Annotated in this window: 16 protein-coding genes; 5 read left to right on the forward strand and 11 right to left on the reverse strand. The window is 73.5% G+C overall.

The features are described from left to right. Nucleotides 1-219: 219 nt before the first annotated feature. Entirely contained in the window at nt 220-8,769 is an 8,550-nt protein-coding gene (locus tag SYYSPA8_RS12380) for a type I polyketide synthase (RefSeq protein WP_323447147.1), read from the reverse strand. Between the two features lie 176 nt (nt 8,770-8,945). On the opposite strand from SYYSPA8_RS12380, the gene SYYSPA8_RS12385 reads away from it, so the two are divergent. Then, nucleotides 8,946-9,533 carry a DinB family protein gene (locus SYYSPA8_RS12385; RefSeq protein WP_323447148.1) on the forward strand — a complete coding sequence of 196 codons (588 nt, stop codon included), beginning with the start codon at nt 8,946-8,948 and terminating at the stop codon, nt 9,531-9,533. A gap of 103 nt (nt 9,534-9,636) precedes the next feature. Here SYYSPA8_RS12385 and SYYSPA8_RS12390 read toward each other — a convergent pair whose 3' ends face one another. Continuing rightward, nucleotides 9,637-10,620, reverse strand: a complete 984-nt coding sequence (locus tag SYYSPA8_RS12390; RefSeq protein WP_323447149.1) for a helix-turn-helix transcriptional regulator — start codon at nt 10,618-10,620, stop codon at nt 9,637-9,639. Between the two features lie 63 nt (nt 10,621-10,683). Here SYYSPA8_RS12390 and SYYSPA8_RS12395 point away from each other — a divergent pair, with 63 nt between their 5' ends. Further along, entirely contained in the window at nt 10,684-11,070 is a 387-nt protein-coding gene (locus tag SYYSPA8_RS12395) for a VOC family protein (RefSeq protein ID WP_323447150.1), read from the forward strand. A gap of 220 nt (nt 11,071-11,290) precedes the next feature. On the opposite strand, the gene SYYSPA8_RS12400 is transcribed toward SYYSPA8_RS12395, so the two are convergent. The 3 genes from SYYSPA8_RS12400 to SYYSPA8_RS12410 form a co-directional block, all read right to left on the reverse strand. Beyond that, nucleotides 11,291-12,178, reverse strand: a complete 888-nt coding sequence (locus SYYSPA8_RS12400; RefSeq protein ID WP_323447151.1) for a YwqG family protein — start codon at nt 12,176-12,178, stop codon at nt 11,291-11,293. Nucleotides 12,179-12,303: 125 nt separating this feature from the next. After that, the gene (locus tag SYYSPA8_RS12405) at nt 12,304-12,987 is read right to left on the reverse strand and encodes a hypothetical protein (protein WP_323447152.1); all 684 of its coding nucleotides are present in this window, start codon (nt 12,985-12,987) and stop codon (nt 12,304-12,306) included. Between the two features lie 149 nt (nt 12,988-13,136). Next, nucleotides 13,137-13,460, reverse strand: a complete 324-nt coding sequence (locus tag SYYSPA8_RS12410) for a hypothetical protein (protein WP_323447153.1) — start codon at nt 13,458-13,460, stop codon at nt 13,137-13,139. 235 nt (nt 13,461-13,695) lie between these two features. Between SYYSPA8_RS12410 and SYYSPA8_RS12415 the strand changes: the two genes are divergently transcribed. Further along, the gene (locus SYYSPA8_RS12415) at nt 13,696-15,132 is read left to right on the forward strand and encodes a VCBS repeat-containing protein (protein ID WP_323447154.1); all 1,437 of its coding nucleotides are present in this window, start codon (nt 13,696-13,698) and stop codon (nt 15,130-15,132) included. 136 nt (nt 15,133-15,268) lie between these two features. Here SYYSPA8_RS12415 and SYYSPA8_RS12420 read toward each other — a convergent pair whose 3' ends face one another. Next, the gene (locus SYYSPA8_RS12420; protein WP_323447155.1) at nt 15,269-15,901 is read right to left on the reverse strand and encodes a trypsin-like peptidase domain-containing protein; all 633 of its coding nucleotides are present in this window, start codon (nt 15,899-15,901) and stop codon (nt 15,269-15,271) included. Between the two features lie 263 nt (nt 15,902-16,164). Further along, complete coding sequence (locus tag SYYSPA8_RS12425; RefSeq protein WP_323447156.1) at nt 16,165-17,232, reverse strand: RICIN domain-containing protein; 1,068 nt, start codon at nt 17,230-17,232, stop codon at nt 16,165-16,167. A 281-nt stretch (nt 17,233-17,513) separates the two neighbouring features. Here SYYSPA8_RS12425 and SYYSPA8_RS12430 point away from each other — a divergent pair, with 281 nt between their 5' ends. After that, nucleotides 17,514-20,015: an XRE family transcriptional regulator gene (locus SYYSPA8_RS12430; RefSeq protein WP_323447157.1), complete on the forward strand. Its 2,502-nt coding sequence runs from the start codon at nt 17,514-17,516 to the stop codon at nt 20,013-20,015. Nucleotides 20,016-20,023: 8 nt separating this feature from the next. Here the strand turns inward: SYYSPA8_RS12430 and SYYSPA8_RS12435 are convergent, their stop codons facing one another. Then, nucleotides 20,024-20,521, reverse strand: coding sequence for a MarR family winged helix-turn-helix transcriptional regulator (locus tag SYYSPA8_RS12435; protein ID WP_323447158.1), 498 nt, complete (start codon nt 20,519-20,521; stop codon nt 20,024-20,026). 161 nt (nt 20,522-20,682) lie between these two features. Between SYYSPA8_RS12435 and SYYSPA8_RS12440 the strand changes: the two genes are divergently transcribed. Beyond that, complete coding sequence (locus SYYSPA8_RS12440) at nt 20,683-22,041, forward strand: serine hydrolase domain-containing protein (protein WP_323447159.1); 1,359 nt, start codon at nt 20,683-20,685, stop codon at nt 22,039-22,041. A gap of 118 nt (nt 22,042-22,159) precedes the next feature. Here the strand turns inward: SYYSPA8_RS12440 and SYYSPA8_RS12445 are convergent, their stop codons facing one another. The 3 genes from SYYSPA8_RS12445 to SYYSPA8_RS12455 all read right to left on the reverse strand — a co-directional run bounded on the left by SYYSPA8_RS12445 (nt 22,160) and on the right by SYYSPA8_RS12455 (nt 25,383). Beyond that, nucleotides 22,160-22,363: a cold-shock protein gene (locus tag SYYSPA8_RS12445; protein ID WP_323447160.1), complete on the reverse strand. Its 204-nt coding sequence runs from the start codon at nt 22,361-22,363 to the stop codon at nt 22,160-22,162. A gap of 319 nt (nt 22,364-22,682) precedes the next feature. Continuing rightward, nucleotides 22,683-23,615, reverse strand: coding sequence for a trypsin-like serine peptidase (locus SYYSPA8_RS12450; protein WP_323447161.1), 933 nt, complete (start codon nt 23,613-23,615; stop codon nt 22,683-22,685). 430 nt (nt 23,616-24,045) lie between these two features. Beyond that, entirely contained in the window at nt 24,046-25,383 is a 1,338-nt protein-coding gene (locus SYYSPA8_RS12455; RefSeq protein WP_323447162.1) for an MFS transporter, read from the reverse strand. Nucleotides 25,384-25,480: the final 97 nt, after the last annotated feature.

Here is a 25,480-nt window from a genome sequence, read left to right on the forward strand (position 1 = left end):
CGCACGCCGCCGCCACGCCCGGCCCGCCGCACCCGGTCCGCATCGCGTCGAGAGCCGATCACGACCGGCAGGACGCGCCGGACCGCGACCCGCCCGGACCTCCACCGTCCACAGCGGTGGGACGGGAAGGCAGACGGCGGGAAGCAGCGAGGACCGGTGCCGGCCCCCCGCTGCCTGTTGCCCGGTCGCGCCCGGTCCACCGCACCGGGTGACCGTGGCTCAGCCGGTGGGCCCCGCGAGCCCGTCGACCCAGGCGCGGACCGCCCGGGCGGTCGTGCCGGCGTGTTCCTCCATGATCGTCCAGTGGTCGCCCGGCACCTCCAGGGTGTCGCGGACACCGGGCCAGGAGGCCTGCCCGGCGCGCCCGGCGGGGGCGCCGCCGTGGGTGTCCGCCTCCGGCGGCCGGTCGGCGGCGCGGACCAGCAGGACGGGCACGGCCGGCACGTCGGGTGCGTCGGGCCTGTCAAGGGGGTCGGGTTGCCACCCCCGGAGCATCCGGGTGTAGGCGCCGAACGAGGTCAGGGCCGTGTCGTCCACCACCGTCTCGAACTCCGCTCCCATGGCCAGGGCCGCGCGGGCGGGCATGGCGAGCAGCCACGGCTCGGCCTCCCGCTCGGGGGTCACGTGATAGGTGTCGAGGAGGATCAGACCGGCGGGCGGAGTGCCGGTGGCCGCGAGCCGCGCGGCGACCGCGTGGGCCGGGCACCCGCCCATCGACCACCCCAGCAGGACGGGTCGGCGCCCGCCCAGCCGCTCGCGCAGGGTGGCCGTGTGCAGGTCCACCAGCGTCCGCCAGTCGCGCGGTGGCGCGTCGCCCGAGACGATCCCCGGATGCCGCATCTCCAGTACGTCCCGGTCCTCATCGAAGTGGCGGGCGAGCGTGGCGTACGAGGGCCTGCCGAGGACCGGGGAGAAGCCGGGGAAGCAGACCAGCGGCGGCCGGCCGGCGTCACCGCCGGCCAGGTGGAGCGGGTCCAGGGTGTGCGCGGCGGCGTCCTCGGGGCCGAAGCCCGGGACCGCCAGCGAGGCGGTCACGAGCAGGTGCATCGCCGAGACGACGTCTCCCGTCCCGCACACGCGGCGGTAGAGGGAGGCGAGGGTCTGCGGGGACCGGGCCTTCGCGGGACGCGCCCGCCCGACGGCAGCAGTCTCTCCGTGAAGCGTCCCTCTGTGGACCGTCTCTTCGTGGGCCGTCTTTCCACGGGCGGTCTCTCCCTGCGGCGACGCCTCGGACACCCCGGCGAGCAGGTGCTTCGCCAACTGCTCGCAGGTGGGCAGGTCGAAGGTGAGGGTGGCGGGCAGCTCAAGCCCCGTGAGCAGGCTCAGCCGGTTGCGCACCTGAACGGCGGCCAGGGAGTCGAGGCCGAGTTCGCCGAGGGCACGGTCGGGGGTCACGGCGGCGGCATCGGTGTGCCCGAGCACGTCGGCGACCACCTCGCGGACCAGGACGAGCAGTGCGGGGGCACGGTCGGCGACGGGCAGCCGCGCCAGCCGCCCGCGCCACGCGCCCGGCGTCCCGTCCGGCACCCCCTCCGGAACCAGGCCGGTACCGGGTTCCCCGACCCCGACGCCGACTCCAGCCCTGTGCGCCGGTGGCGGCGGTGAACCGGACGGACCTGACAGGTCCCGCAGGGGCGGCGGGAGGTGGCCGTGCCGGGGCCGGGAGGCCGCCCCTTCCAGCGGCAGCGGCGCGAGGACGGGCTCGCCCGCCGCCAGGGCGGCGTCGAACAGCGCCAGGCCCTCGGTGGCGGTGACGGCCCGGACCACGCCGTCCTCCGTCCGGCCGGTGCGGGCGGCCATCCCCCCGCCGCCCGCCCACGGTCCCCACGCCAGCGAGAGCGCGGGCAGCCCCCGGGCCGTCCGGTGCAGCGCGAGGGCGTCGAGGAAGGCGTTGGCGGCGGCGTAACCGGCCTGCCCGGGGTTTCCGAGCAGGCCCGCCGCCGAGGAGAAGAGCACGAACCGCGACAGGGGCAGATCCTCCGTCAGCTCGTGCAGATGCCAGGCGGCGTCCGCCTTCGGCCGCAGGACGGCCGCGACCCGCCCGGGTGTCTGGCCCGCCAGTACACCGTCGTCCAGCACCCCCGCCGTGTGCACCACGGCGGTCAGGTCGGGGGCGTACGCGGCGATCACCCCGGCCAGCGCGGAGCGGTCGGCGGCGTCGCAGGCGACCACGTCGACCCGTCCTCCGGCCCGTTCGATCCGCTCCCGCAGCCGCCGCGCACCGGGCGCGTCCGGGCCGCTGCGGCTGGTGAGCAGCAGCCGGCGCACCCCGTGACGCTCCGCCAGATGACCGGCCAGCAGGGCGCCGAGCGCCCCCGTTCCGCCGGTGACCAGGACCGTGCCGTCCGCCGCGAATCCGGCCGCCCGGCCGGGTCCGGCGGCCGCCGGGCGGGTCAGCCGGGGTACGAGCACCCTGCCCGCGTGTACGGCGAGCTGGGGTTCGCCCGTCGCCAGGGCGGCCGGCAGCCGGTGCGCCGACTCCGGGTGGCCGTCGATGTCCACGAGGGTGAGAAGGCCGGAGTACTCGGCCTGGGCGCTGCGTGCCAGCCCCCAGACCGCGGCGGCGGCCAGGTCGGGATCCGCGCCGGTGGCCCCCCGGGTCACGAGGACCAGGCGGGTTCCCGGGGCCAGGGCGGGCAGTCGGCCGCGCAGCAACTCCAGGGCCCGCGCGACCAGGTCGTGCGTGCGGGCCACCGTAGACGTAGACGCGGACGCGGACGCGGACAGGCCGGGCGGGGCCAGGGAGACGACGAGGTCGGGCCCACCGGGCGCTGCCCCGGGGCCGGGTGCACCGCCGGACAGCGCGGCGGTCAGGCCGAGGTCGTCCGGCATGCCCACCTGCCAGGCGGGCGGGGCGGAGCGGGCCGGTCCGGCGGGCGTCCAGTACGGCCGGTACAGCGGTTCGGGCAGCGACGCCCCGCCATCGCTGTCGCTGTCGCCGTCGGGGCCGGGACCGGGCACCGGGCGGGTGGTCAGCTCCGCCACCCGCAGCACCGGCCGCCCGGCCGGGTCCGTGAGGTCCGCCGCGACGGTGTGTTCCCCGGTGGGTCGGAGCCGTACCCGCAACGCGGTGGCGCCCGTCGTGTGGCGGCTGACACCCCGCAGGGCGAACGGCAGCCGGCCGGTCCCGCCGGGCTGCCCCGGATCGGCGGGGAGCAGCAGCGACGCGTGCAGGGCGGCGTCGAACAGCGCGGGATGGAGGCCGTGGCGCTGCGCCCCGCCCATGGCCTCGTCGGGAAGCCGCACATCGGCCAGCAGGTCGTCGCCGTGCCGCCACATCGCCCGTACGCAGCGGAATGCCGGGCCGTACACGTGACCCGCCTCCGCCAGGCGCTCGTACGCTCCGGTCAGGTCGACGGGCACCGCGTCCGGGGGCGGCCAGGTCCCCTCGTCGCCGTGTGCCGGGCCGGGGTCACCGGCCGGCGGCCCCAGACGGCCGGCGGCGTGACGGGTCCATGCCCCGAGGGGGCCGCCGTCCCCGGGCCGCGCGTGCAGATCGACGGTCCTGCGGCCGGACGGGTCCGGTGTGCCGAGCACCACCTGCACGTCGACACGCCCGCCGGAGCCGGGCAGGTGCAGCGGGAGCAGCAGCGTCAGTTCCTCCAGCTCCGGCAGGCCGCAGACCGCGCCGGTGTGGAGTGCCAGGTCGGCGAGAACGGTGGCGGGCACCAGCACCCGCCCCCGCACGACGTGGTCGCGCAGCCAGGGCTGCCCGGCCTGGGACAGGTGGCCGGTGCTCAGCAGCCGGTCCGTGTCCGGGAGGCTCGTCGTCGTGGTCAGCACCGGGTGGCCGGTGGAGTACGCGGCCGTGCCCGTTCGGCCGGTGGAGTACGCGGCCGAGTCCGCTGGGCCGGTGGCATGCACGGCCGTGTCCGCGGGGCCTGCCTCGGTGGCCGGGGGCTCGGCCAGCCAGTGGCGTTCGCGCTGGAAGGGGTAGGTGGGCAGGCCGATCCGCCGGGCGGGCGGGCCCCGGTGCCCCTGCCGGACGGCCTCCCAGTCGACCGGGAGGCCGTGCACGTGCAGCCGGGCGAGCGCCGCCAGGAGGGCGCCGGGCTCCGGCCGGCCGGGCCTGGTCGTCGTGGTGAACACGCGGTCCCCGGGCTCCCCGACGGTGCTCAGCACGGCCGACGTGAGGTGGGTGCCGGGACCGGCCTCGGCGAAGGCGGTCACCCCCGCTTCGTCCGCGAGGTGGCGCACGGCGTCGGCGAAGCGCACCGTCCCACGGGCGTGGCGGACCCAGTACTCCGGTGAACGCAGGTCGTCCCCGGTGGCCGGGCGCCCCGTGAGGGTCGAGACGACCGGGATCGCGGGCTCGTGGAAGGCGGCGCGCTGCGCGGTCCGGGCGAACTCCGCCAGCGCCGGTTCGACCAGCGGGGAGTGGAAGGCGTGACGGGTCCGCAGGCGTTCGGTGCGGCGCCCACGGGCCGCGAAACGGGCCGCCACCTCCGCCACCGCCCGCTCCGCGCCGGAGACGACGACCGACCGGGGGCCGTTCACCGCCGCGACCGCCACCGGCCCGGCCGCGGCCGGGGTCCTCGCGAGTTCCGCCGTCGCCTCCTCCTCGCTCGCCTCCAGGACGACCATGGCGCCGCCGGCCGGAAGGTCCTGCATCAGCCGGCCCCGGGCGGCGACCAGGGCGACGGCGTCGTCCTCGGTGAGGATCCCGGCGGCGTGCGCCGCGGCCAGCTCCCCGACGGAGTGCCCGGCCAGGACGTCGGGCCGTACGCCCCAGGAGGCGAGCAGCCGGAACAGGGCGACCTCGAAGACGAACAGCCCGGCCTGCACGACATCGGTCCGGTCGAAGGCGTCTGTCCGGTCGAGGGCGTCCGTCCGGTCGACGGTGTCCGTCCCGCCGACGGTGTCGAACCGGCCGCTGTCGGCCGGTTCAGGCCACAGGCTCTCGCGCAGCGGCCGTTCCCCCGTGCCGACGGCGTCGAACCGGCCGCACAGCGCGTCGAAGGCATCGGCGAAGACCGGGTAGGCGGCGTGCAGCTCCCGGCCGAGGCCCGGCCGTGCGGCACCCTGGCCGGTGAAGAGCAGGGCCAGCCGAGGGCCCGTACGGACCGGTACGGGCGCCGTCGCCCCGGCGGCGAGCCGGTCCAGTCCGCTCAGCAGACCGGCACGGTCGTCCGCGGGCACCGCCGCCCGGTACCGGAGTGCGGCGCGTGTGGTGGCGGCGGAGAACACCACGTCCCCGAGCGGCTGTCCGGGCCGCTCCCGCAGGAACGCGGCCGTACGCCGTGCCTGGGCCCGCAGCGCGCCCGCGTCGGCGCCGGACAGCAGGAGCGGCGGGTACGCCGGGTACACCGGATGCGGCAGATGCGGCAGATGCGCCGGCTGAGGAATGGCCGGAATGCGCTCTGCGACGGCCTCCTCCTCGACCTCCTCGACGGCCTCCTCCAGGATCACATGGGCGTTGGTTCCGCCGATGCCGAAGGCCGACACCGCCGCGCGGCGGGGCTGCCCGGGAGCGGGCCGCCACGGCTGCTCCCGGTCCAGCAGCCGCACCGCGCCCGAGGACCAGTCGACCCCCGGGGACGGCTCGTCGAGGTGCAGCGTGCGCGGCAGTACGCCGTGCCGCATCGCCAGCACGGTCCTGATGACCCCGGCGACCCCGGCCGCGGCCTGGGTGTGCCCGAGGTTGGACTTGAGGGATCCGAGCCACAGGGGCCGGTCGGCCGGGCGGCCCGGCCCGTAGGCGGCGAGGAGCGCACGGGCCTCGACGGGATCGCCGAGCGGGGTGCCGGTCCCGTGCGCCTCCACGGCGTCGATGTCGCCCGGGGCGAGCCCGGCGGCGGCCAGGGCGTCGCGGATCAGCCGTTCCTGCGCGGGCCCGCTGGGCGCGGTCAGACCGTTGGACGCACCGTCCGAGTTGACGGCGGAGCCGCGGAGCACGGCGAGCACCGGATGGTTGTTGCGCCGCGCGTCGGCGAGCCGTTCCAGCAGGACCAGCCCGACGCCCTCGCCCCAGGCGGTTCCGTCGGCGGTGGCCGAGAACGGCTTGCAGCGGCCGTCCGGGGCGAGGGCGCGCAGCCTGCTGAACGCGGTGAACGGCACCGGGCCGGCCATCACGGTGGCGCCACCGGCCACGGCGAGGGAGCACTGTCCCGAACGCAGCGCCCGCGCCGCCCAGTCCATGGCCACCAGCGACGACGAGCAGGCCGTGTCCACGGTCACGGCGGGCCCCTCCAGACCGAGGGCGTAGGCGATGCGCCCGGAGGCCACGCTGCCGGCGGATCCGAGCGCGAGGTGGGCCTCGTACGGGTGGCCCCCTCGGTGCAGCAGACGGCCGCCGTAGTCGCCGTGCATCACGCCGACGAAGACACCGGTGTCGCTGCCGCGCAGGGCGGTGGGGGCGATACCGGCCCGTTCCGCGACCTCCCAGGCGGTCTCCAGCAGCAGTCGCTGCTGCGGATCCGTGGCCAGCGCCTCACGCGGGGACATGCCGAAGAAGGCCGCGTCGAAGTCGGCGGCCCGGCGCAGGAACCCGCCGCGCCGGGTGACCGAGGTGCCCGGCCGGTCGGGGTCGAAGGCGGAGCCGGGGTCGTGGAGGGCGTCCAGGTCCCAGCCCCGGTCGGAGGGGAAAGCGGAGGTGGCGTCCGCTCCGTCGGCGAGCACCCGCCACAGCTCCTCCGGCGTGCGGACGTCGTCCACGGGTCCCGGGAAGCGGCAGGCCATCGCGACGATGGCCACCGGCTCGTCGGCCACCGGCCTCTCCTCGGCCCCCGGCCCCTCGCCGGGCGGCGGGACGTCACCACGGATGCCGGGCCCGGACCGGCGGGGGCGGGCCGCCGGGGGAGGGGGGCCGAGCAGCGCGTCATGCAGAAATCCGGCCACCGCGTCCGGTGTTGGACGGTCGAAGACCAGGGTCGGGGGCAGTTCCAGGCCGGTGACCGCCGTGAGCCGGTCGCGCAGCAGCACCCCCTGGAGGGAGCCGAGCCCCAGATCGGCGAAGGTCCGCCCGGGGTCGGGCCGAACCCCCTGCGCCTCGCCCGCCTCAGTCTTCTCCGCCGCCCCGGCCGTGGCATCGAGGACGAGGCGCAGCACGGCGCGGCGGCGCTCCGGTCCGGGCTGTGCGAGCAACCCGGCGCGCAGCCGGGCCCGGGTGCTTTCGCCGTCGTGTACGAGGGTTTCGGCCAGCCGGCCGGCGAGGACGTTCCGACGGATCTTGCCGGAGGAGGTACGGGGCAGGGTTTCGGCCGGCCGGATCTCGTCCGGCACCTTGAACGCGGACAGCCGCTCGCGGCACGCGGCCCGCAGCCCGGCGAGGTCGGTGCCCTGCGGGCCGGGCACGACGAACGCCACCGGGACCTCTCCCAGTACGTCGTGGGAGCGGCCGACGACGGCCGCGTCCGCGACGCCGGGGAAGGACAGCAGGACCTGCTCCACCTCCACCGGGTTGACGTTCTGGCCGCCGCGGATGATCAGGTCGCCCACGCGGCCGGTGACGTGCAGCCCGCCGCCCGGAGTGCGGCGGCCGAGATCGCCGGTGCGGTACCAGCCGTCGCGCAGGACCCGCGCGGTGCTGTCGGGGCGGTTGTGGTAGCCGGTCATCAGGCCGGGGCCGCGCACCCAGATCTCGCCCTCGTCGCCGTCCGTGACGGTGTCGGAGGAGACCGGGTGGGCGATGCGGACATCGACACCGGGCAGCGGCCGCGGAACCCGGTCCGGTCCCGGCGTACCGGGCCGGGCGAGCGCGATCTTGCCGCTGGTCTCGGTGGAGCCGTAGCCGTCCAGCAGCGGTACGCCGGTCAACTCCTCCACCGAGGCGCGCAGCTCCGGGGGGCAGGGCGCTCCGCCGGTGACGCACACCCGCAGCCCGCCGGGGACCGGCCGGCTCCGGCGCACCGCGCTCACCAGCAGGTGGTAGGTGGCCGGGACCCCGGCCAGCATCGTGAAGGGTTCGTCGGGCGGCTGCCGCCGCAGGGCTTCCACGACGTCCACGCCCCGGTCCAGGAGGCAGGCGCTCGCGCCGGTGGCGACCACCGCGACGACGCACAGCGAGAGCGCGTAGGCGTGGTGGACGGGCAGCGGCCACAGCAGCCGGTCCCGCCCGGACATGCCGAGGAGCGGCGCGTAGCCGGCGGCGGTCGACCACAGCACCGCCCGCTGGCTCGTCACCGCGCCCTTGCGGGTGCCGGTGGTGCCGGAGGTGTAGAGGATCCAGGCCGGCTCGTCCAGTCCGAGGTCGTCGCGCGGCGGTCCGGGCGCCTCGGCCCCGGCGAGCACGTCGTACGCCACCGCGTCCGTGTCCGTGTCCGCATCCGCCTTCGATCCCGTACCCGTATCGGCATCGGCATCGGCATCGGCAGGCGGTCCGGGCGGTCCGGGCGGCGGTGCCACCGCGCCCACGACCACCTTCACCCGCAGTGGGGACCGCCCGGCCGCCGCCCGCGTCAGCCGTGTCAGCCGTTCGAGGAGCGGCGCCCCGGCCAGGGCCGCCACCGCGCCGCTGTCGCCGAGGACGTGGGCCAGTTCGTCGTCCGTCGCGCCGGGGTCCAGCGGCACTCCCACGGCGCCGGCCCGCAGGACCGCCAGGCAGCTCTCCACCATGTCCACCCCGCTGGGCGGGCAGAGCAGCACCCGGTCCCCACGCCGTACGCCCAGCCGTGCCAGATGCGCTGCCACACGGGCCGTCCGGCGTTCCAACCGTGCCCAGGTGACCACCTGTTGCCCGGCCCGGAAGGCGGTCGCCTCCCCCGTGCGTGCGGCGTGCTCCTTCAGCGCCTCGGCCAACGGGCGGACCAGTTCCGCGCGAACATCCGCCATGCGTACCCCTCTTGCTACTCACAAGTCACTGGAACCCCAACGACTATAGGGTCCAAGGCGGTTCGGGCCCGTCGGCCCGGTGCGGCCCGTGCTCGCGATAGAGGTCAGGATCTGACCTGTATGACTCCTAGTGTGGTTCTCGAACGACGGACCGCACCGAACGGGAGTCACCGATCATGACCGCGAACGAGCAGACCAGCCGCCGGCTTACCGACGTACCCGCATCCGCATCCGCCCCCGCCCCCGCATCCGCATCCGCCGGTGAGCGTGCCGACCTGCTGGAGTCACTGGCCCATCACCGCCGGCTCCTGCGGCTGACCACCCGCGATCTCACCGATGAGCAGGCCGGGCGGCGGACCACCGCCAGTGAGCTGTGCCTGGGCGGCATCATCAAGCACGTCACCGAGGTCGAGCGGGTCTGGGCCGCGTTCATCGTCGAGGGGTCGGCGTCGATGACGGACTTCGCCGAGCTGACCGAGGAGGAGCGGGCGCGATGGGCCGACGAGTTCCGGATGCTGCCCGGCGAGACGCTGGCCGGAGTGCTGGACGACTACAGCGAGGCGGCGCGGCGGACCGACGAGCTGATCGCCGCGCTGCCCGATCTGGACGCCGCGCATCCGCTGCCGGAGGCCCCGTGGTTCGAGCCGGGGGCGCGGTGGTCGGCGCGGCGGGCGGTGCTGCACATCGTGGGCGAGACCGCCCAGCACGCCGGCCACGCCGACATCATCCGGGAGTCCCTGGACGGTGCCACGAGCATGAGCTGAACGGAACCCGCGCCGCACCGGCCCGCCGGGGAGAGGGCCCGGCGCGGGCGAAGACACCCGGCGGCCCTCACCCCGCTCCTCCCGGGAGCGCGGCCGCAGAGAGCTACTCGCCCCGTGGTTCGCCCTTCGGTGGCGGCGCCCCGTTGGCCGCGAACAGGTCCCGGGTGCGGCGCAGCAGCGCTTCCCGTACCTCGTCCGGGGAGAGGACCCGCAGCGGGGCGGCCAGGCCGAGCAGATATCCGGCGAGCCCGTCCGCGTCGGGGCCGCCGATGTCGACAATGGTGGCGTCGGGGCCGTCGGGGCGGTGGGTGCCGACCGACGGTGGGACCAGCCGCAGTGCCTGATCCATGGGCAGGGGGAGCCGGACGGTCGCGTAGAGCGGGTAGCGGCCGGTGGCGATGGACCGGGAGACGAGCAGCACCGGGTCGGGCGGGTCGAGGAGTTCCACAGCCTGCCCGGTCGGCTGGACGCGCGCCACCCGGTCCGCCCGGAACGTCCGCCACTCGCCCCGCGTGACATCCCGGGCGACGAAGTACCAGCGGCGCCCTGTGCGCACGAGGCGGTACGGGTCGACGTCCCGGGCGGTGGCCCTTCCTTTCCTGTCGCGGTACGACAGGTGAGTGCGCTCGCCCCTGCGGCACGCGGTGGCGAGCGCCAGCAGCATGCCGGACGCGATCTGCGGCTCGTCCGGTCCGGGGGCGTGCACAAAGGCGGCATCCATCGCGCCGACCCGGTCCGCGATCCGCGGCGGAAGGACCTGGCGCAGTTTCAGCAGTGCCGACAGTGCGGCCTGGTCACCGCCGAGAACGCCGCTGAGCGCCGCCTCGCGCAGCCCGACGGCCACGGCGAGTGCCTCCTCGTCATCGAGGACCAGCGGCGGCATCCGGCTCCCGGCCCTGAGGCGGTAACCGCCCCAGGGCCCGGGGTCGGACTCGACTCCGTAGCCGAGTTCCCGGAGCCTGGCGACGTCCCGGCGCACCGTGCGCTCGGTGACCGCCATGTGGTCGGCCAACTCACCGCAGGTCCACGAGGGTCGCGCGGACAGCAGTGATACCAGGCGCAGCAGGCGGGCCGAAGTGCTGATCACATCGTGAAGTCTCCCCCATGACCAGGACCGGAACTGTCCTGGTCCCGTCCTAACGTCTGCCGCATGAGCACAGGAAAGACATCCGCACCCGCGATCCGCTACTCGGCCATCACCTTCGACTGCCCGGACCCCGCCGACATGGCCCGCTTCTACGGTGACGTCCTCGGACTGCCCGTCGTCCTCTCCACCGACGACTTCATCCTGCTCGGCCAGGAGGGCTCGGCCGGACTGGGGTTCAACCGCCTGGCCGACTACCGGCGCCCCACCTGGCCGGACCCCTCCCAGGAGAAGCAGGCCCACATGGAACTGGGGGTCGACGACCTGGACGCCGCCCAGGCCTGGCTGCTCGCCCTGGGGGCGGTCGAGCCCACGGTCCAGCCGGAGCCCGACCGGTGGCGGGTCCTGCTGGACCCCGCCGGCCACCCGTTCTGCATCAGCACCCTGGTCTGAGGCACGGCCGGGGGCACGAAGCGCGGCCGCCGTCGTGAGCACCGGGTGGCGGCACCTCCGACGGAGGGCCGCCACCCGATGCCGGAATCCGGCCGTTTCGGCGGTGAGTGAGCCCCGCCGAGCGGCCCCACCGCCGCACCGCCCCACCGCCGCACCGCCCGCGGCCACGGTGGCGTCGCCGCCATCGGCCCGTGCGGGGCTTGCCGTCATACCGGCCCGGTCAGCACTGCCAGGTGAACACGGCCCGGTCGAACCGTCGCAGTGCCAGGTCCTCGGGCCGGATCAGCCAGTACAGGGCCCCCGTGTCGCCCCACATCATCCCGGCGGCGTCCTCCGTGTCGATCTGCGCCAGCAGTGTCCAGCGGCGCGCCTCGGCCTCCAGCCGGGGGTCCTCCCAGGTGGTGTCCGGACCCAGGACACCCTTCGCGACCTCCAGCTGTACCGGGTTCTGGACCGCGTGGGAGTAGCCGCCGATCCGGTGGCCCACCCAGTCGCCCAGATCCTGGAGTGCGTCCACGAAGGCGTCGTCGCACACCGGGTGCTCGTAGATCTCCCCGATGGGGGTGTCCGGCGCGAAGACGCTCTGGATCTCCGGGGTCCACGGCTCGTTGGCGGTCATCTCCACCCGCGCGGCCAGGGGGACCTCCGGGTACGGGTCCAGTCCGGCCGGAGCCTCCCGCCGGGCCGTCTCCGCCCCCGGCCCCGCCGGGACATGGAGCACCCGGGCGCCCGGCTGGCTGCCCGGGTCCTCGCCCTGGACCAGGGCCATACCGCCGTCCAACTGGCCGTCGAAGTAGAAGAAGAGCAGGGTGCCGCTGTCCGGGAGGTCGATGTCCAGCGGAAGCCGGGCCTCCGAAGTGCTCGTGGCCACGGCCGCGCAGTCGATCGAGGCGATGAACGAGAGGGGCCCGTGGCCCTCCCACACGGGCCACTCCTCCTCAACGGGGAGCGCAGGGCTGCCCCCCAGCCGCCCGACGACGCTCTCCCCCGGCCCGGCCGGCACCAGCCCGACCCCGGGCCGCAGCAGGCCGGTCCACTGCTCGGCGATATCGGGGGCGAGATGGCGCCGGGCGAGCGCGCGCAGGTCGTCAAGGGATCCATGGGTCATGGACAGATCATGCACCACACCACCGACAACCCGGACAGGGGGGTCAGAACGGATGAAACGCCTGGTTCAGGGTGAGACCGGGCCGGTGGCGTGGACCTCACCCCGTACCACGGCAGGCCCGGATCTCACTCGTACCACAGACCGCCGAGCGGACCGCGCGTGGTCATGGCAGGAACGCCGGGCGGCAGCGCGGCGAGGCTCAGATCGCCGCGGATGTGCTGGTAGAGGGTGGGGGCGGGTAGTCCGACGGTCTGGATCCAGTCCTTGCCGCGCACATGACCGGCGGCGATCAGCTCCTCCGCCTGTCCGGGAGGGGCGAGCTGTCGGTGGTACAGCTGGCTGACCGTCTCGTTGTCGTCCGCGAAGGCGAACCGCGCCGCGTACGCCCGCCGCTCCTCGTTCAGCCACACGTACAGCACGAGCGGCTTGCGCAGCACCGCGCGCAGCCACTGCGCGGACCGGTCGGCCAGCTCCTCGATGGTGCCGGTCGCGTCCAGCGCCCAGCTCGACGGCTGGTCGGGCAGTGTGTAGAGCTGATTGTGCAGCCGGTCGCCCCGGACGCGGTTCCCGGCGAAGTGCACCCCGATGTCCACGAGGTGGAGCGGCGCGCCGGGATCGGAGAAGGAGAACCAGGCCATCAACGCGTCCCAGCTGTCCGGCCGGCCGACCTCGCCGCTGACGTCGGCGGTGGCCCAGGGGGCGGTCCGTTCCCGCAGGGCGGCCACGAAGGCCAGCTCGAAGGCGGTGAACTCGTAGGAGTCGTCCTCGTCGGGCTCGTCGTCGATCTCGAACCAAGGGTGATCTTGCATGGCATCAGCGTACGGTCGGCGTATCCCGGCCGACCAGCGAGTATGTCCCGAACCGCGGCGTGCTCGGGTGGTCGCTCCGCAGGCAGAGCCAGAGGGAGTACCCCCGACGCCGAGTTGTCGTCGATCCCCCCCCGCGGCTCGCGCTCCGCTCACGTCCTGAGGTCCTCCACCGTCCAGCCGTTCCCCAGATCGCGGCGGAGCGTGTCCAGCAGCGTGTCGCTCGACTGCTCGAACGACGTCCATTGCTCCCGGGTCCAGGGGGAGGGGCCCATCGGATCGTCCCAGTCCAGCGAGGACTGGTAGAGGTCGCAGAGCCGGGACAGCTCGGTCCTGACCGCCGGGGTGATGGGCAGCCTCTCCGGCTCGCACGGGTAGCCGTAGGCACTGGCGAGGCCCGGGTCGCCGGACGTACCGGGCCACAACGGAGTGTGGTCGACGCCGTACTCGAAGAAGAAGCGCAGGTGGTAGGCCATGCCGCCAGCCTTTCACGGCTGCTCGGACGCCGACCGCGGCGGCGGCGCCGCTCTCCACGTCCCAACCCCGACAAGAGCGGCCAGCCGCTGCCCGGCGGCTTCCCCCGTCGGCGCGGGCACTTTTCCGTGATGCGTACAACCTTCTGTGATCGTCGTACGTCTGACCCGTGCCCCCGTATGCACGGGGCAGCCGCAGCCGCGGCCGCAGCTCAGGAACAGAACGCAGGAGCCGTACGTGTCCAGTCGCCAGAACCTCCGCCTCGCCGTCGCGACGGCCGCCGCCGCCGCGCTGACCGGCGGACTGCTCACCGGCGCGACCGCCGGCGCGGCCACCGCCGCCCCCGTGAAGGCGCCTGCCAAGGCCTCTGCCAAGGCCTCTGCCAAGGCCCCCGCCAAGGGCGCCGAGTACGCCGACGACTTCAACGGCGACAAGATCCGCGACTTCGTGACCGGCTCCCACCCGGGCATCACCCTGCGCTACGGCGTCAAGGGCGGCGACGGGACCAAGCCGAAGCACATCGACCAGAACAGCCCCGGCATTCCCGGCGTGGTCACCCGGGGCAACAACGACTACGACGACAGCTTCGGCGAGGTGAAGGCCACCGCCGACTTCAACCAGGACGGCTACGCCGACCTCGCCGTCAGCGACCCTGCCGAGACGGTGGGCAAGCGCAAGGGCCACGGCATGGTGGTCGTCCTGTGGGGCTCCAAGAAGGGCCTCGGTGCCAAGGCCACCGCCCTGCCCGCGAAGAAGTCGCGCGCCGACGGCTACTTCGGCATGGCGCTGGCCGCCGGTGACTTCAACGGCGACACCAAGCCCGACCTGGCCGTCGCCGACCGCGACACCGTCTACCTCTACCGGGGCGGCTTCTCCGCCACGACCGGAAAGCCCGCGGGCGCGGTCACCGAGCACCGCCCGGCCGGCGGCAAGAAGATCATTCCGATGAGTCTGGTCGCCGGGAAGGTCACCCGGGACAAGGCCACGGACCTCTACGCCCTCGGACTGTCGGACGACGGCAGGAGGCCCCAGTCCGTCACCTGGTTCCTGAAGGGCGGCACGACCGTCAGGAGCGGCGCCTACCGCACGAGTACCGGAGCCGAGCCCGCGATCTGGGCGCAGGGCGTCATCGCGGACTTCGACCAGGACGGCCATGGCGACCTGGCGACCAACGAGTCCCAGTACAAGGGGTACACCGGGTCCGTCCTCGTCCTGCGCGGCAGCGAGAACGGCCCGGCCGGCTCGTACCGCATCACCCAGTCCACTGCCGGCGTCGCCACCTCCGCCCGCAAGGACGACCGGTTCGGCGCCGTCGTCTCCGCCGGGAAGGTCGACGGCGACAAGTACCCGGACCTCGCCGTGAGCGCGCCCGGCGAGAAGGTCGGCACGACGGAAGAGGCCGGCGGCGTGCACATCCTGCGCGGCGGCCCGAAGGGCCTGACCGGAACCGGCTCCCAGTGGTTCACCAAGAACACGGCCGGTATCCCCGGCCAGGCGGCCGCCTGGGACGCCTTCGGCGAGTACATGGCCCTGCGCGACATGGACCACGACGGCGACGCCGACCTCTACGTCTCCGACATCGACGAGAAGACCGTGCTGGTCAAGGGCGGGAAGAAGGGGCTCGACCTCAAGAGCGCGCGTACGGTGGGCGTCAACGCCGACTTCGTGCAGTAGCCGAACCCGTCGATCGGCCTCGGCCTCGGCCTCGACGACCCCGACTCGCCCGCACGCGCGGCGGCCGGTCGGGGACGCCCCGGGCGGGCTCTGCTCTCAGGCGGCCAGGCGGCCAGGCGGCCAGATGGTCAGGTGGTCAGGTGGCCAGATGGAAACCGGTGCCTACGCCACCCTGGGCGGTCATCTCGTCGATGATGCTCTGGATCGGCGAGCTGTGCTGCGCCCCGAAGGCGTTGCCCACCAGCGTCGTGCCGGAGACGACGGGGGATCCGGAGTCGCCGCCGTCGGTCCAGATCAGATGGGTGAACCAGATGCCGTTGGTCCCGAGCCGGATGCCGCAGGTGAGCCCGGTCCGGTGACCCTGCTTGCACATGCGGGTTCCGACCGCGGGCGGGGCACCGATGGAAGTGATGGTCACGGCACCGACGGTGGCGGTGGCCGCCACCCGGCTCTCGTCCAGTTTGATCACCGCGTAGTCGAGGCCCTTGGGTCCGCCGCTGAGCAGGTGGTTGGGCGTGCTGACGTAGGTGACCTCGCCGATGGCTCCCGTCACCAGGTCGGGGCGGGAGTCGGCGATCGGGGCCGGGGCGAGCGCCGTTCCGGCGGGGGAGCTGTCCCGGTGGACCTTCGCGCCGACGAGTTTGTTGCCCTGGCCGTCGATGAAGCAGTGGGCGTTGGTCAGACCGACCAGATTGCCCAAGGTGTCGCGGCCGACTGCCGTGAGGGTGCAGAGGTTGTAGCTCTGGTAGTTCTCCGGGCTCGGGATCATACGGAAGATGATCCCGGTGCCGCCGCCGATGGGTGTGCGTGCGGCACTGTCGGCCGAGGCCGAGGCCGAGGCGGGGGAGGGGGACGGGGCTGAGGCCGAGGCCGAGGCAGGGGCGGAGGCGAGGGTCATGCCGGTCAGTGCGACGGCGAGGCCGAGGACTCGTATGGCGCGCATCATCTGATCACTTTCTGTGCGGGGATGGGCGGGTGGGGCGCCTGTCATGGCTCCGTCCGGCAGCTGCCGGCTGCCGGACGGAGCCGGAATCAGGCGCAGGAGGTGAAGACCGGGTCGGTGTTCGCGATGTAGTGGGTCGCGCCACCGGCCGGGGCGTCCTTGAGGGGGACGGTGACGGTGTCCTCAGCCGTCCAGGGCAGTCCGCGCGCGTCGAATGTCCAGGTGCCGGTCACCTTCGTGGCCAGCACGGACAGGGTCACCCAGCCGTACTGTGCGGCGGGGACGGGCACCGTGACCTGGTTGTTGACGCTCTCCGAGCCGCTCCAGACATGGGAGAACTGGTTTTCGAGGGTCGTGGTGACCTTCAACGCCAGGTTCGGCAGGTCCCCGGTGGTGAAGCCGGTCGACATCTTGGTCGAGAGGGAGTTCTGCCAGCCTGTTGTCTTGGTCACCGCGAAGGTCTGGGTGATGGGCCCGCTGGTGTTGTTGAACCAGACCGACGACGCGCAGACCGTCGGCAGAGGCGCCGGCGGGGTTTCGCTCCGCGCCGCCCAGGAGCAGGTGGACGTGTCCTTCTGGCACTGCTTGGCGGCGTACTCCACCGCCAGCCTCCGTGCTTCGGGGACGGTGGACCACTGCTGGTTGACCCGGCCGTGGCAGGTGGACTGGCCCGTCCACGCGTCGTCGTACTGGGCGTTGGCGACGAGGTCGAGGCACGCGTTGTTGTTCTCGTTCCGGACCATGAACGCGTTGGCGGCTCCCCGCACCGGCTGGAAGTACCACTGCTGGCTCTTCTGGCCCCGGCAGGTCTGCTGGCGCAGGACGGGCCAGCCGAGGTCGATGCACTTGCCCGTCGTGTTGTTCACGATGGTGAACGACGAGTCGGACGCGTCGACGTTCAGACGCCAGGACTGATGGTGACCGGGTGCCGTGTTGGTGACGATGAAGGCCCCGTCGCCCAGTGAGCCGTTCTGCACGTCGAGCACGCGGCCATTGCCGAGGGAGGTGAAGTCCACGCACTGGAGCGGGGACCCGCAACTCCCGGCGGCGCGCGCCCTGGGCGTCTCGGCATGGGCCGCGGGCGTCTGGAACGGGGATGCCACGATGCCCAGGGCGGTGCAACAGATCACCAGGACCGCGGCGAGCACGCGCGGCATGCGCGGTACGCGCGGCGGACAGGGAGACGATCGCCTCGGGATGGAAAGTAACGCCATGCTGGATCAGTTCCCCTCGTATCGGGTTCACAGGGATGGTCGGCCCCGGGGTTCCGGCTCGTGCGGGCCCCGGTTCGTATCAGCTCCGGCACGACGCCGCGAGGATCAGCAGCGATGCTGCCGTCGGTGCCGTCCGGTGGACAGGCCGGCGCACCGGTCATATATGACCGGTGGCCACAGTAGGCTCCCCGCAGGCCGTATGCGCAGGCAGAGAGGATGCCGTGGTGGCGGGTCAGCTCGGGACGCTCTTACGCCGGCTGCGCAAGCAGTCGGGTCTGACACAGGAACAGCTGGCGGAGCGGTCGGGGGTGAGCGTCAGCACCATCCGCAGACTGGAGACCGGCAGATCCCCCGACCACCGCGTGGGAACGGTCAATCTGCTGGCGGACGCGCTCAGGGCCGGGCCGGAGGACCGCCGGAAACTGGCAGCCGTCCTCGCGAGAACGCACCCCGAACCGACTCTCGAATCCGTTTCCGAACCCCTCTCCGAACCCCTCTCCGAACCCCTCTCCGAATCCCTTTCCGAGTCGTCTCCCGAATCGCTTCCCGGTCCTGGCCCCTCACCGTCCCGGACACCGGGCCCGCTCGCCGGCGCGGCCAGGGAATTGGCGGAGGAAATCAGAAGCCGCTGGCAACTCGAAGAGGAACAGCGCAGGGTCCACGATCCTTTTCCGCTTCCGGTGCGATGGCATCAGGCACCCGCACACCTGACGGACCACCCCGAGAACATCCAGAGACTCCCACCGGGGACCGCGCCGAGCCGGATGGACCTGGATGGTGATCTGCCGGGCGTCGCCGAGGTCTACCGGCGCATCCCCTCCGGCCGCATGGTGGTCCTCGGCCGGGCCGGGTCGGGCAAGTCGATCCTGGCGATCAGGTTCGTCCTCGACCTCCTGGCCGCCCCGGCCGCCCCCGACCGGGTGCCCGTGATCTTCAGCCTCGGATCCTGGGACCCGACGGCCACCGCGCTGCACGACTGGCTGACGGACCGGCTGCTGCGCGACCACCCCCACCTGGCCCGGCGGGTCCGCAGCGGATCGACGCTGGCCGCCGCGCTGCTCGACGCCGACCTGGTGCTTCCCGTACTGGACGGGTTCGACGAGATTGTGGAGGCCCTGCGGCCCGACGCACTCGCGGCGCTCAACACCACCTCGCTGCCGATCGTGCTGACCAGCCGCCGCCAGGAGTACGCCGAAGCGGTCGGGGCGGCAGGCACCCCGCTGGTCTGGGCCGCCGGTGTCGAACTCGACGATCTCACCCCCGCCGACCTCACGGACTACCTCCCCCGCACCTCCCGGCCCGTCACCGCCCAGGGCAACGGCCAGGACCGGAGCGCGAACGCCTGGGGCCCCGTCCTCCAGTCCCTGCGCACCCAGGACACCGTGGCGAGCGGAAACCTCACCAGAGTCCTGAACACCCCGCTGATGGTCGCTCTCGCGCGGACGATCTACAGCGGGACATCCGGTACGCATCCGCAGGAACTGCTGGACACCGCCCGCTTTCCCACCGAGCAGGCCCTTGAGGACCATCTGCTGGCATCCTTCGTACCGACGGTCTACCGCCGCACCCCCGTGCGGGCTCTCGGCAAAGGCCCGCGCCGCCGGCCCGTACGGGACCCCGAGCGGGTCCAGTACTGGCTCGGCTACCTCGCCCACCACCTGACCCGGCTCGACAGCCTCGATCAGCAGGACCTGGCCTGGTGGCGGATCGGCGACTCGCTGCGCCGCTCGACGCGCGTCATGATCGTCGTGGCGGTATCCGCGCTGTGCGCCGCCGCGGCCGATGGGCTGTCGACTCTCCTCCTCCACCAGGCCGCGTTCGATCGGGCCCTCGTCCGGGCGGCTCTGACGGGATCGATCGCCGGCCTCACCGTCGGAACGGTGTACGCGATCATGATCGCGCTCGGTAACGAGATCATCGAACCGGCCCCGGTAAGGCTACGGCTGCCCGGCACAGGCAACACCGGCCTGAGTCGCAGGACGCTCCGCACCTTCATCGCCCGTCTCGGTACCGCGCTCCTGGGCGGATTCGTGCTGGGCATCGGGAACGGGTGCAGCCTTGCCGTCCAAGGCACGCTCTACCGGGACCTCCCGCTCGCGAACGGTGAGGTGATCGAGAACATCCTGATCAACATGCTGCTCTTCGAGCTGATCTTCGGAGTGGGCGGCGGCCTGGTCTTCGGGCTCCTGGCGTTGTTCGAAGCGCCCCTGGACGCCGCCTCGGCGGCCACCCCCGTCAGCCTGCTGGCCTCCCATCGCGCGACAGTGAGCCGGCAGGTTCTCGTCCTCGCGCCTTTGCTCACCCTGACGGTCGTCTTCGGCGGGAGCCTGACCATCCACCTGTTCCACGGACTTGTCGAGCCATCCGCCTGGGGTGTTTCGGACGGGATCCGCGCCGGAGCCGTCTACGGGTTCGCCGGCTCGCTCACCTACGCACTCCTGTTCACCGCCTGGGGGCAGTGGGTCGTCTTCACCCGCGTCCTGCTGCCGCTGACCGGCAGACTCCCCTGGGACACCGCCGCCTTCCTGGACGACGCCTACCAGCGCGGAGTCCTGCGCCAGACCGGTGCGGTCTACCAGTTCCGCCACAGCCGGCTCCAGCACCATCTCGGCGACTCCTTCCGCCGACGACACCTCGGCTACGCGCCCGCCGTGTTCACCGCATCGGTCCCCCCGCCCCCCGCCGGAGCCGAGTCGGTCCCCCCGCCCCCCGCCGGGGCCGAATGAGGCCGGATCTAGCGGCCCTCGTGCGCCTCGACGTTGGCGACCATCCTGCGCAGCACCTTGAGCGCGGCCACGTACTCCTCATCGCCGATGCCCTCGTGGACCACGGCGCGCAGCCCGGTCACCAACTCGCGCAGCCGCACCCTGGCGGCCTCCCCGGTGTCGGTGAGCCGCAGGCGCTCCCCGGCGTCCACGCGGAGCCAGCCGCGGTGGAGCAGCTGGTCGATGACACGATCGATCTCGTGCGGCCCGTCCGCGAGAGGTGTCAACTGGGTCACGACCTCCTCGCGGCCCGGGCTCGGTACCCCAGGCCCGCCGTTCACCCGGTTGAGCACCCAGTACTGCGGCTGCGTCACGTCGATCCGGGCCATGGCGTCCCGTATATGCCGGGTGACGACCGCGTGGGCCAGGCCGCTCCAGTAGCCGATGGGCTGAGTGGCCAACATGTCGTCGGTGACAGCCGGATCGGCCGGTGCCTGGTCGGTGATGGTGCCCGTCAACGGTTTCATCATCATGACGCTACATGAGGTTCCCGGCCTGTCGGGAGTGGCGTACGGGCCGACGCGGCGTACGGGCCGACGCCGTGCCCGGCGACAGGGGGGCTGGCCACACCCCGCGCCGGGGGCTGGGGCCATGGCCGCGGACCCGCCGGCTTGGCACGGTGGGCCGTATGAACACACCCGTGGACACACCCGTGAACCCAGCCGTGAACCCACCCGTGCACAAGTCCCGCGGAAAGTCCCGGTCGCGGACGGCCGTCACCGCCGCCCTGGCGATCGCCCTCGCCGGCGGAGCCCTCACTGCACCCGCCGCCGCGACCGCGTCGACCGACACCGGGAACACCCAGAACGCCGAGAGCGCCACGGCGGGCGAGGACCGCCGTGCCACCCCCCTCACCCGGGCCCAGCTGGCACGCGAGCTGGAACGGACCCTGAAGGAGGCCGGCTATGTCGGCATCGCGGTGGAAGTGCGCCACGGCGACACCCGTATCCACGCCGACGCCGGTGAAGCCGCCCTGGGCACCGGCCGGCCCACGCCCCGCAACGCGGTGTTCCGGGCGGCCAGCGTCACCAAGTCCTTCGTCGCCACCGTCGTGCTGCAACTGGTCGCCGAGGGCAGGCTGTCCCTGGACGACACGGTCGAGACCTGGCTCCCGGGACTGGTCGACGGCAACGGCAACGACGGCCGTCTCATCACCTTGCGCCATCTGCTCCAGCACACCGGCGGCATCTACAACTGGGACCACACCGAGGTCACCGGGGACACGGCCGAGGACTTCGAACGCACCCGGTTCGACCGCTTCACCCCCGAGGAGTCCATCGCCCACGCCATGCGGCACCGGCCCGACTTCCCGCCGGCGGCGCCGGGAGACCCCGCCCCTCCATGGAACTACTCCAACCCGGGCTATCTGATCGCCGGGATGGTCATCGAGAAGGCCACGGGACGCCCCTGGGCCGAGGAGGTGGAACGCCGCATCATCCGCCCCCTGGGACTGCGCGACACCCGCGCCCCCGGCGACGACCCCTTCCTGCGGGCACCCCACGCCCGCACCTATCACACGTTCCGCGGCTCCGACCGCTGGACCGACACCACGGTCCGCAATATGACCTCGGCCGACGCGGCGGGTGCCCTGATCTCGACCCGGCGCGATCTCGACCGGTTCTACACCGCGCTGCTCCGTGGCCGGCTGCTGCCCGCCGCGCAACTGGCCGAGATGCGCCGCACGGTGCCAGTCGGCGGGGTGATCGGGGAGGTGATGCCCGGTCTCGGCTACGGGCTCGGACTGATGAAGCAGCCCCTGAGCTGCGGGGGAGACCGGTGGGGTCATGGCGGTGACCTCGACGGGGCCACGGTCAGGACCGGGGTCACCAGCGACGGCAGCCGATCGGTCGTGATCGCCGCCAGCGGCAAGACCGCCGGTTTTGACCAGCTGGCGCGGGCGGAGCGGGCCGTACAGCGGCTCGTGGAGCGCGCACTGTGCGGCAACGTCAATGGCGGCGGTGGTGAGCGCGTCCGCGACGGCGGCTGACGGGGGGCGATTGGGGCCCGTGGGCGGTGCCGACGGGATCGTGCAGCCCGTCGTCTGTTGTGACGGACGCCCCCGCACCAACGGATTCCCGTTGGTGCGGGGGCGCCGAGGTCATCGGTCAGGCCGGGACGACGTTCTCCGCCTGCGGGCCCTTCGGACCCTGCGTGACGTCAAAGGTGACCTGCTGGTTCTCCTCCAGCGACCGGAAACCGGCGGCGTTGATGGCGGAGTAGTGGACGAAGACGTCCGGGCCGCCGCCGTCCTGGGCGATGAAGCCGAAGCCCTTTTCGGCGTTGAACCACTTCACGGTACCGGTGGCCATGATGTTCCCCTTTATCCAGGGTTGCGGGGCACTGGCTTGTCAGTACCCCTGGGAGGAGGTGATCGCCCTGGTCCTCGGGCACTGCCGAACAGCATGACGCCCGCGGTGCGAACCGCGGGCGCTGATACGTCGGAACCACGACTACTGACAGAGAAGTTAGCCGATCCGCGACCATCTGGCTACGGAGCGCGGCAGAGAAGAGCGGAACCCGCCCCTTCGGATCGTCCGGAAGGGTCCGTCCGCCGACGGATCCGTCCGTGTCGTACGGGGAGCGCACGGCCTCGCCCGCACCGGCCGAGGCGCGCGCCGTGTCCCTGTGTCAGGCCTTCTGGGCGCGGTCGTAGACCTTCTTGGCGATGGCTCCGAAGATCTCTCCGTAGCCCTTGGTGGGGGTGAAGGAGTCCATCGAGCTGTTGACGGAGACGAGGGTGCCCTTTCCGGTGGTGGTGTCGAAGCCGGCGAGCCAGGGGCCTCCGCTGGAGCCGCCGGTCATGTCGGAGGGGATGAACTGCTGGCCGCGCTCCTTCTTCGCCTTGCCGGTGACGTAGAGGAGTTCCTCGCCGCGCTGCGGGCTGGTGGCGGGGTAGCCGAAGGAGTGGATGGTCCCGCCGACGGGGCGGTCGAAGGCGATGGGCGTGGCGCCCACGACGTCGGTGAGCTTGCGGCCCTTCTTGTCGGCGTCGACGGTGAGCGCGGCCATGTCGTTGACGGACTGGGTGTCGAAGCTGCGCGGGGTCGCGGCGGCGCGGACCGCGAAGGCGCCGTACGGCTGCTTGCCCTTGTGGTAGGCGGGGACGAAGACCATGTCCACGTTGGTCATGTCGGGGGCGGAGCCCCGGCGCACGCAGTGGGCGGCGGTCATGACGACGGACTTGTTGGCGCTCTTGACGGCGGTGGCCGTGCACCAGGTGTCGGCGCCGTTGGCGTTGACGAAGAAGAGGCGTCCGACGGTCTTGAGGGTGGTGCCCTTCCAGGGCTTGGTCTTCGGCCCGGTCGGTCCGAGGTCCACGGACCGGCCGACGGCCTTGATGCGGGCGGGCGTCCAGTAGGCGAGGGCTGCCTTGCGCTCCTTGGCGGTGTAGTTCAGGACGGAGACCGGGTCGGCCGCCGCGGCACGGGTCTGGTCTGCCACGGCCGTCGCGGTCGCCGGCGCGAGGAGGGCGAGGGCGGTGCCGGCGACGGCGAGTGCCGTGGCCCGGCCGCGGATACGGCGGATGACGAACCGGGACGGGGACGGGGTGGTCCGGGACATGGCAGGCGTCTCCTCGGCTGGCGCTGGAAGCGGACCGGTCTGCGCCGGCCCGCCTCCTAGGAGCGGATGATCCACTCGTCCGGTTGAGCCTGTCGCGAGCCTGTGACACGCACGTGCGAAACACGGACACGTGCGCCGCCGTCCGGACAGGCCCGACCTCGACCGGACGTGAGCCCGGAGGGTGAAACGCGGGGCCGCACCCGGGCTGCTGGACGGACTGGAGCGCTGCTGTGCCGGTCTCCGCCCGGAAGGCGAGGGCGGGGTGCCCGCGCGCACGCGCCGCTTCCGCGCCCTGTCCGACCGGCGGTCCTGGCAGGTCGCGCGCAGGCGGCCCACGACCTGGTGGCGGGCCGCCCGCCCCCTCCGCAGGGCGCGGCCTCCGGTGCGGACACAGCCGTGACCGCGGCCGGTGCGTCGGTTCCCTCCGGTATCAGGCACGCTCCGGCGTAGCGGACTCCGTCGCGAGCGGCGCGTGAGCCGCCCCGCCGGGAGCCGCCCCGCCGGGAGCCGCCCCGGCGGGAGTCGCCCCGCCGGGGGCGGACGCCGTGCCACGCGGCGGCGCGGCCTTCTTCGCCTTCCTTCCGGCGCAGGCCAGGGCCGTCAGGAGGGTGATGCCACCCGCGAGCGCGAAGCACGCCTCCAGCGGCAGCCGGGCCACCAGCAGGCCGGCCGCCGCCGTACCGATCGAGACCCCCGCGTTCACCGCCGTGTTGACCCAGGCACCCGCCTGGGTGCGACGCCCGGGCGGCGCCGTCTCATCCGCGAGCAGATACGCCGTGGTCAGGGCGGGTGCCACGAAGAAGCCGGCGCACGCCACGGCCACGGTCAACGTCCCCAGGCCCGGCGCGAGGCCCGCGGCGGCCAGCGCGAGACCGAGGCCGACGACCAGCAGCGGGAGCCGTACCCGGGCACTGGTGCGCCAGGTGACGGCACCGTTCAGCAGGCCGCCGGCCGCGCTGCCCGCCGAGAGGGCCGCGAGCACCCAGGCGACCACCTCGTCGCCGTGGTGCCGCTGGGTGGCGAAGGCGAGGACGAACAGGTCCATGGCTCCCAGCGCCAGCCCGACCCCGGCCGCCATCACGGGTGCCATCAGCCCCACGGCGCCCCGACCCCGCGCCGGGGTACTGCCCGCCGCCGGATCGGCGGCGGCGGGCCGCAGGTCCCGCACGGCCGGTGACAGGACGAAGGCGCAGGTCCCCACGCCCACGAGGAGCGCGCTGGCCACGACCCCGGCGGCCGGGTGCGCGATCTGCACCAGGGCGCCGACCAGCAGCGGGCCGGAGACGAACAGCATCTCCTCCGCGACGGCGTCCAGGCTGAACGCCCGCTGGACCAGCGCCGGTTCGTCGGTGAGTTCACGCCAGACGGCACGCATGGAAGGGCCCAGCGGCGGTGTGGCGGCGCCCGCCGCGGCCGCCAGGGCACCGAGCAGGAGGGCGGAGCCGCCGGGCCGCCAGGAGGCTGCCGCGAGGGCGCCGAGGAGACCCGCGTACAGCAGGGCCATCGGGAGCAGGGCGGGACGCGGGCCGTGGCGGTCGACGAGGGCCGCCCGGAGAGGGGAGAGGAAGACGCTCGTGGCACCGAACAGCGCCATGACGGTGCCGGCCACGGCGTACGACCCGGTGGAACGGGTCACCGCCAGCATCACGGACAGGGCGACGATCCCGTACGAGAGCCGCCCCAGCAGGGCGGCGCCGAAGGTGCGTCGGGCATGGGGGAGGCGCAGGACGGCGGCATACGAAGGCCGCCCGATGACGGGCTGTGACATGGGAAAGTTCCTCGATCGAGGCGGAAGAAGGGACGCCGAAGTGCCGCGAGCGCGGTGCGCGGTCGCGGGGCTGGGGCGTGCCTATGCCAAGAGAAGG

Source organism: Streptomyces yaizuensis, assembly GCF_034961445.1.
Taxonomy (GTDB): Bacteria; Actinomycetota; Actinomycetes; order Streptomycetales; family Streptomycetaceae; genus Streptomyces; species Streptomyces yaizuensis.

Bases quoted from the DNA above. Each gene is read 5' to 3' on its own strand.
- SYYSPA8_RS12380 (WP_323447147.1), bottom strand. From the start codon at position 8,769: ATGGCGGATGTTCGCGCGGAACTGGTCCGCCCGTTGGCCGAGGCGCTG.
- SYYSPA8_RS12385 (WP_323447148.1), top strand. From the start codon at position 8,946: ATGACCGCGAACGAGCAGACCAGCCGCCGGCTTACCGACGTACCCGCA.
- SYYSPA8_RS12395 (WP_323447150.1), top strand. From the start codon at position 10,684: ATGAGCACAGGAAAGACATCCGCACCCGCGATCCGCTACTCGGCCATC.
- SYYSPA8_RS12400 (WP_323447151.1), bottom strand. From the start codon at position 12,178: ATGACCCATGGATCCCTTGACGACCTGCGCGCGCTCGCCCGGCGCCAT.
- SYYSPA8_RS12405 (WP_323447152.1), bottom strand. From the start codon at position 12,987: ATGCAAGATCACCCTTGGTTCGAGATCGACGACGAGCCCGACGAGGAC.
- SYYSPA8_RS12410 (WP_323447153.1), bottom strand. From the start codon at position 13,460: ATGGCCTACCACCTGCGCTTCTTCTTCGAGTACGGCGTCGACCACACT.
- SYYSPA8_RS12420 (WP_323447155.1), bottom strand. From the start codon at position 15,901: ATGATCCCGAGCCCGGAGAACTACCAGAGCTACAACCTCTGCACCCTC.
- SYYSPA8_RS12425 (WP_323447156.1), bottom strand. From the start codon at position 17,232: ATGCCGCGCGTGCTCGCCGCGGTCCTGGTGATCTGTTGCACCGCCCTG.
- SYYSPA8_RS12435 (WP_323447158.1), bottom strand. From the start codon at position 20,521: ATGAAACCGTTGACGGGCACCATCACCGACCAGGCACCGGCCGATCCG.
- SYYSPA8_RS12440 (WP_323447159.1), top strand. From the start codon at position 20,683: ATGAACACACCCGTGGACACACCCGTGAACCCAGCCGTGAACCCACCC.
- SYYSPA8_RS12445 (WP_323447160.1), bottom strand. From the start codon at position 22,363: ATGGCCACCGGTACCGTGAAGTGGTTCAACGCCGAAAAGGGCTTCGGC.
- SYYSPA8_RS12450 (WP_323447161.1), bottom strand. From the start codon at position 23,615: ATGTCCCGGACCACCCCGTCCCCGTCCCGGTTCGTCATCCGCCGTATC.
- SYYSPA8_RS12455 (WP_323447162.1), bottom strand. From the start codon at position 25,383: ATGTCACAGCCCGTCATCGGGCGGCCTTCGTATGCCGCCGTCCTGCGC.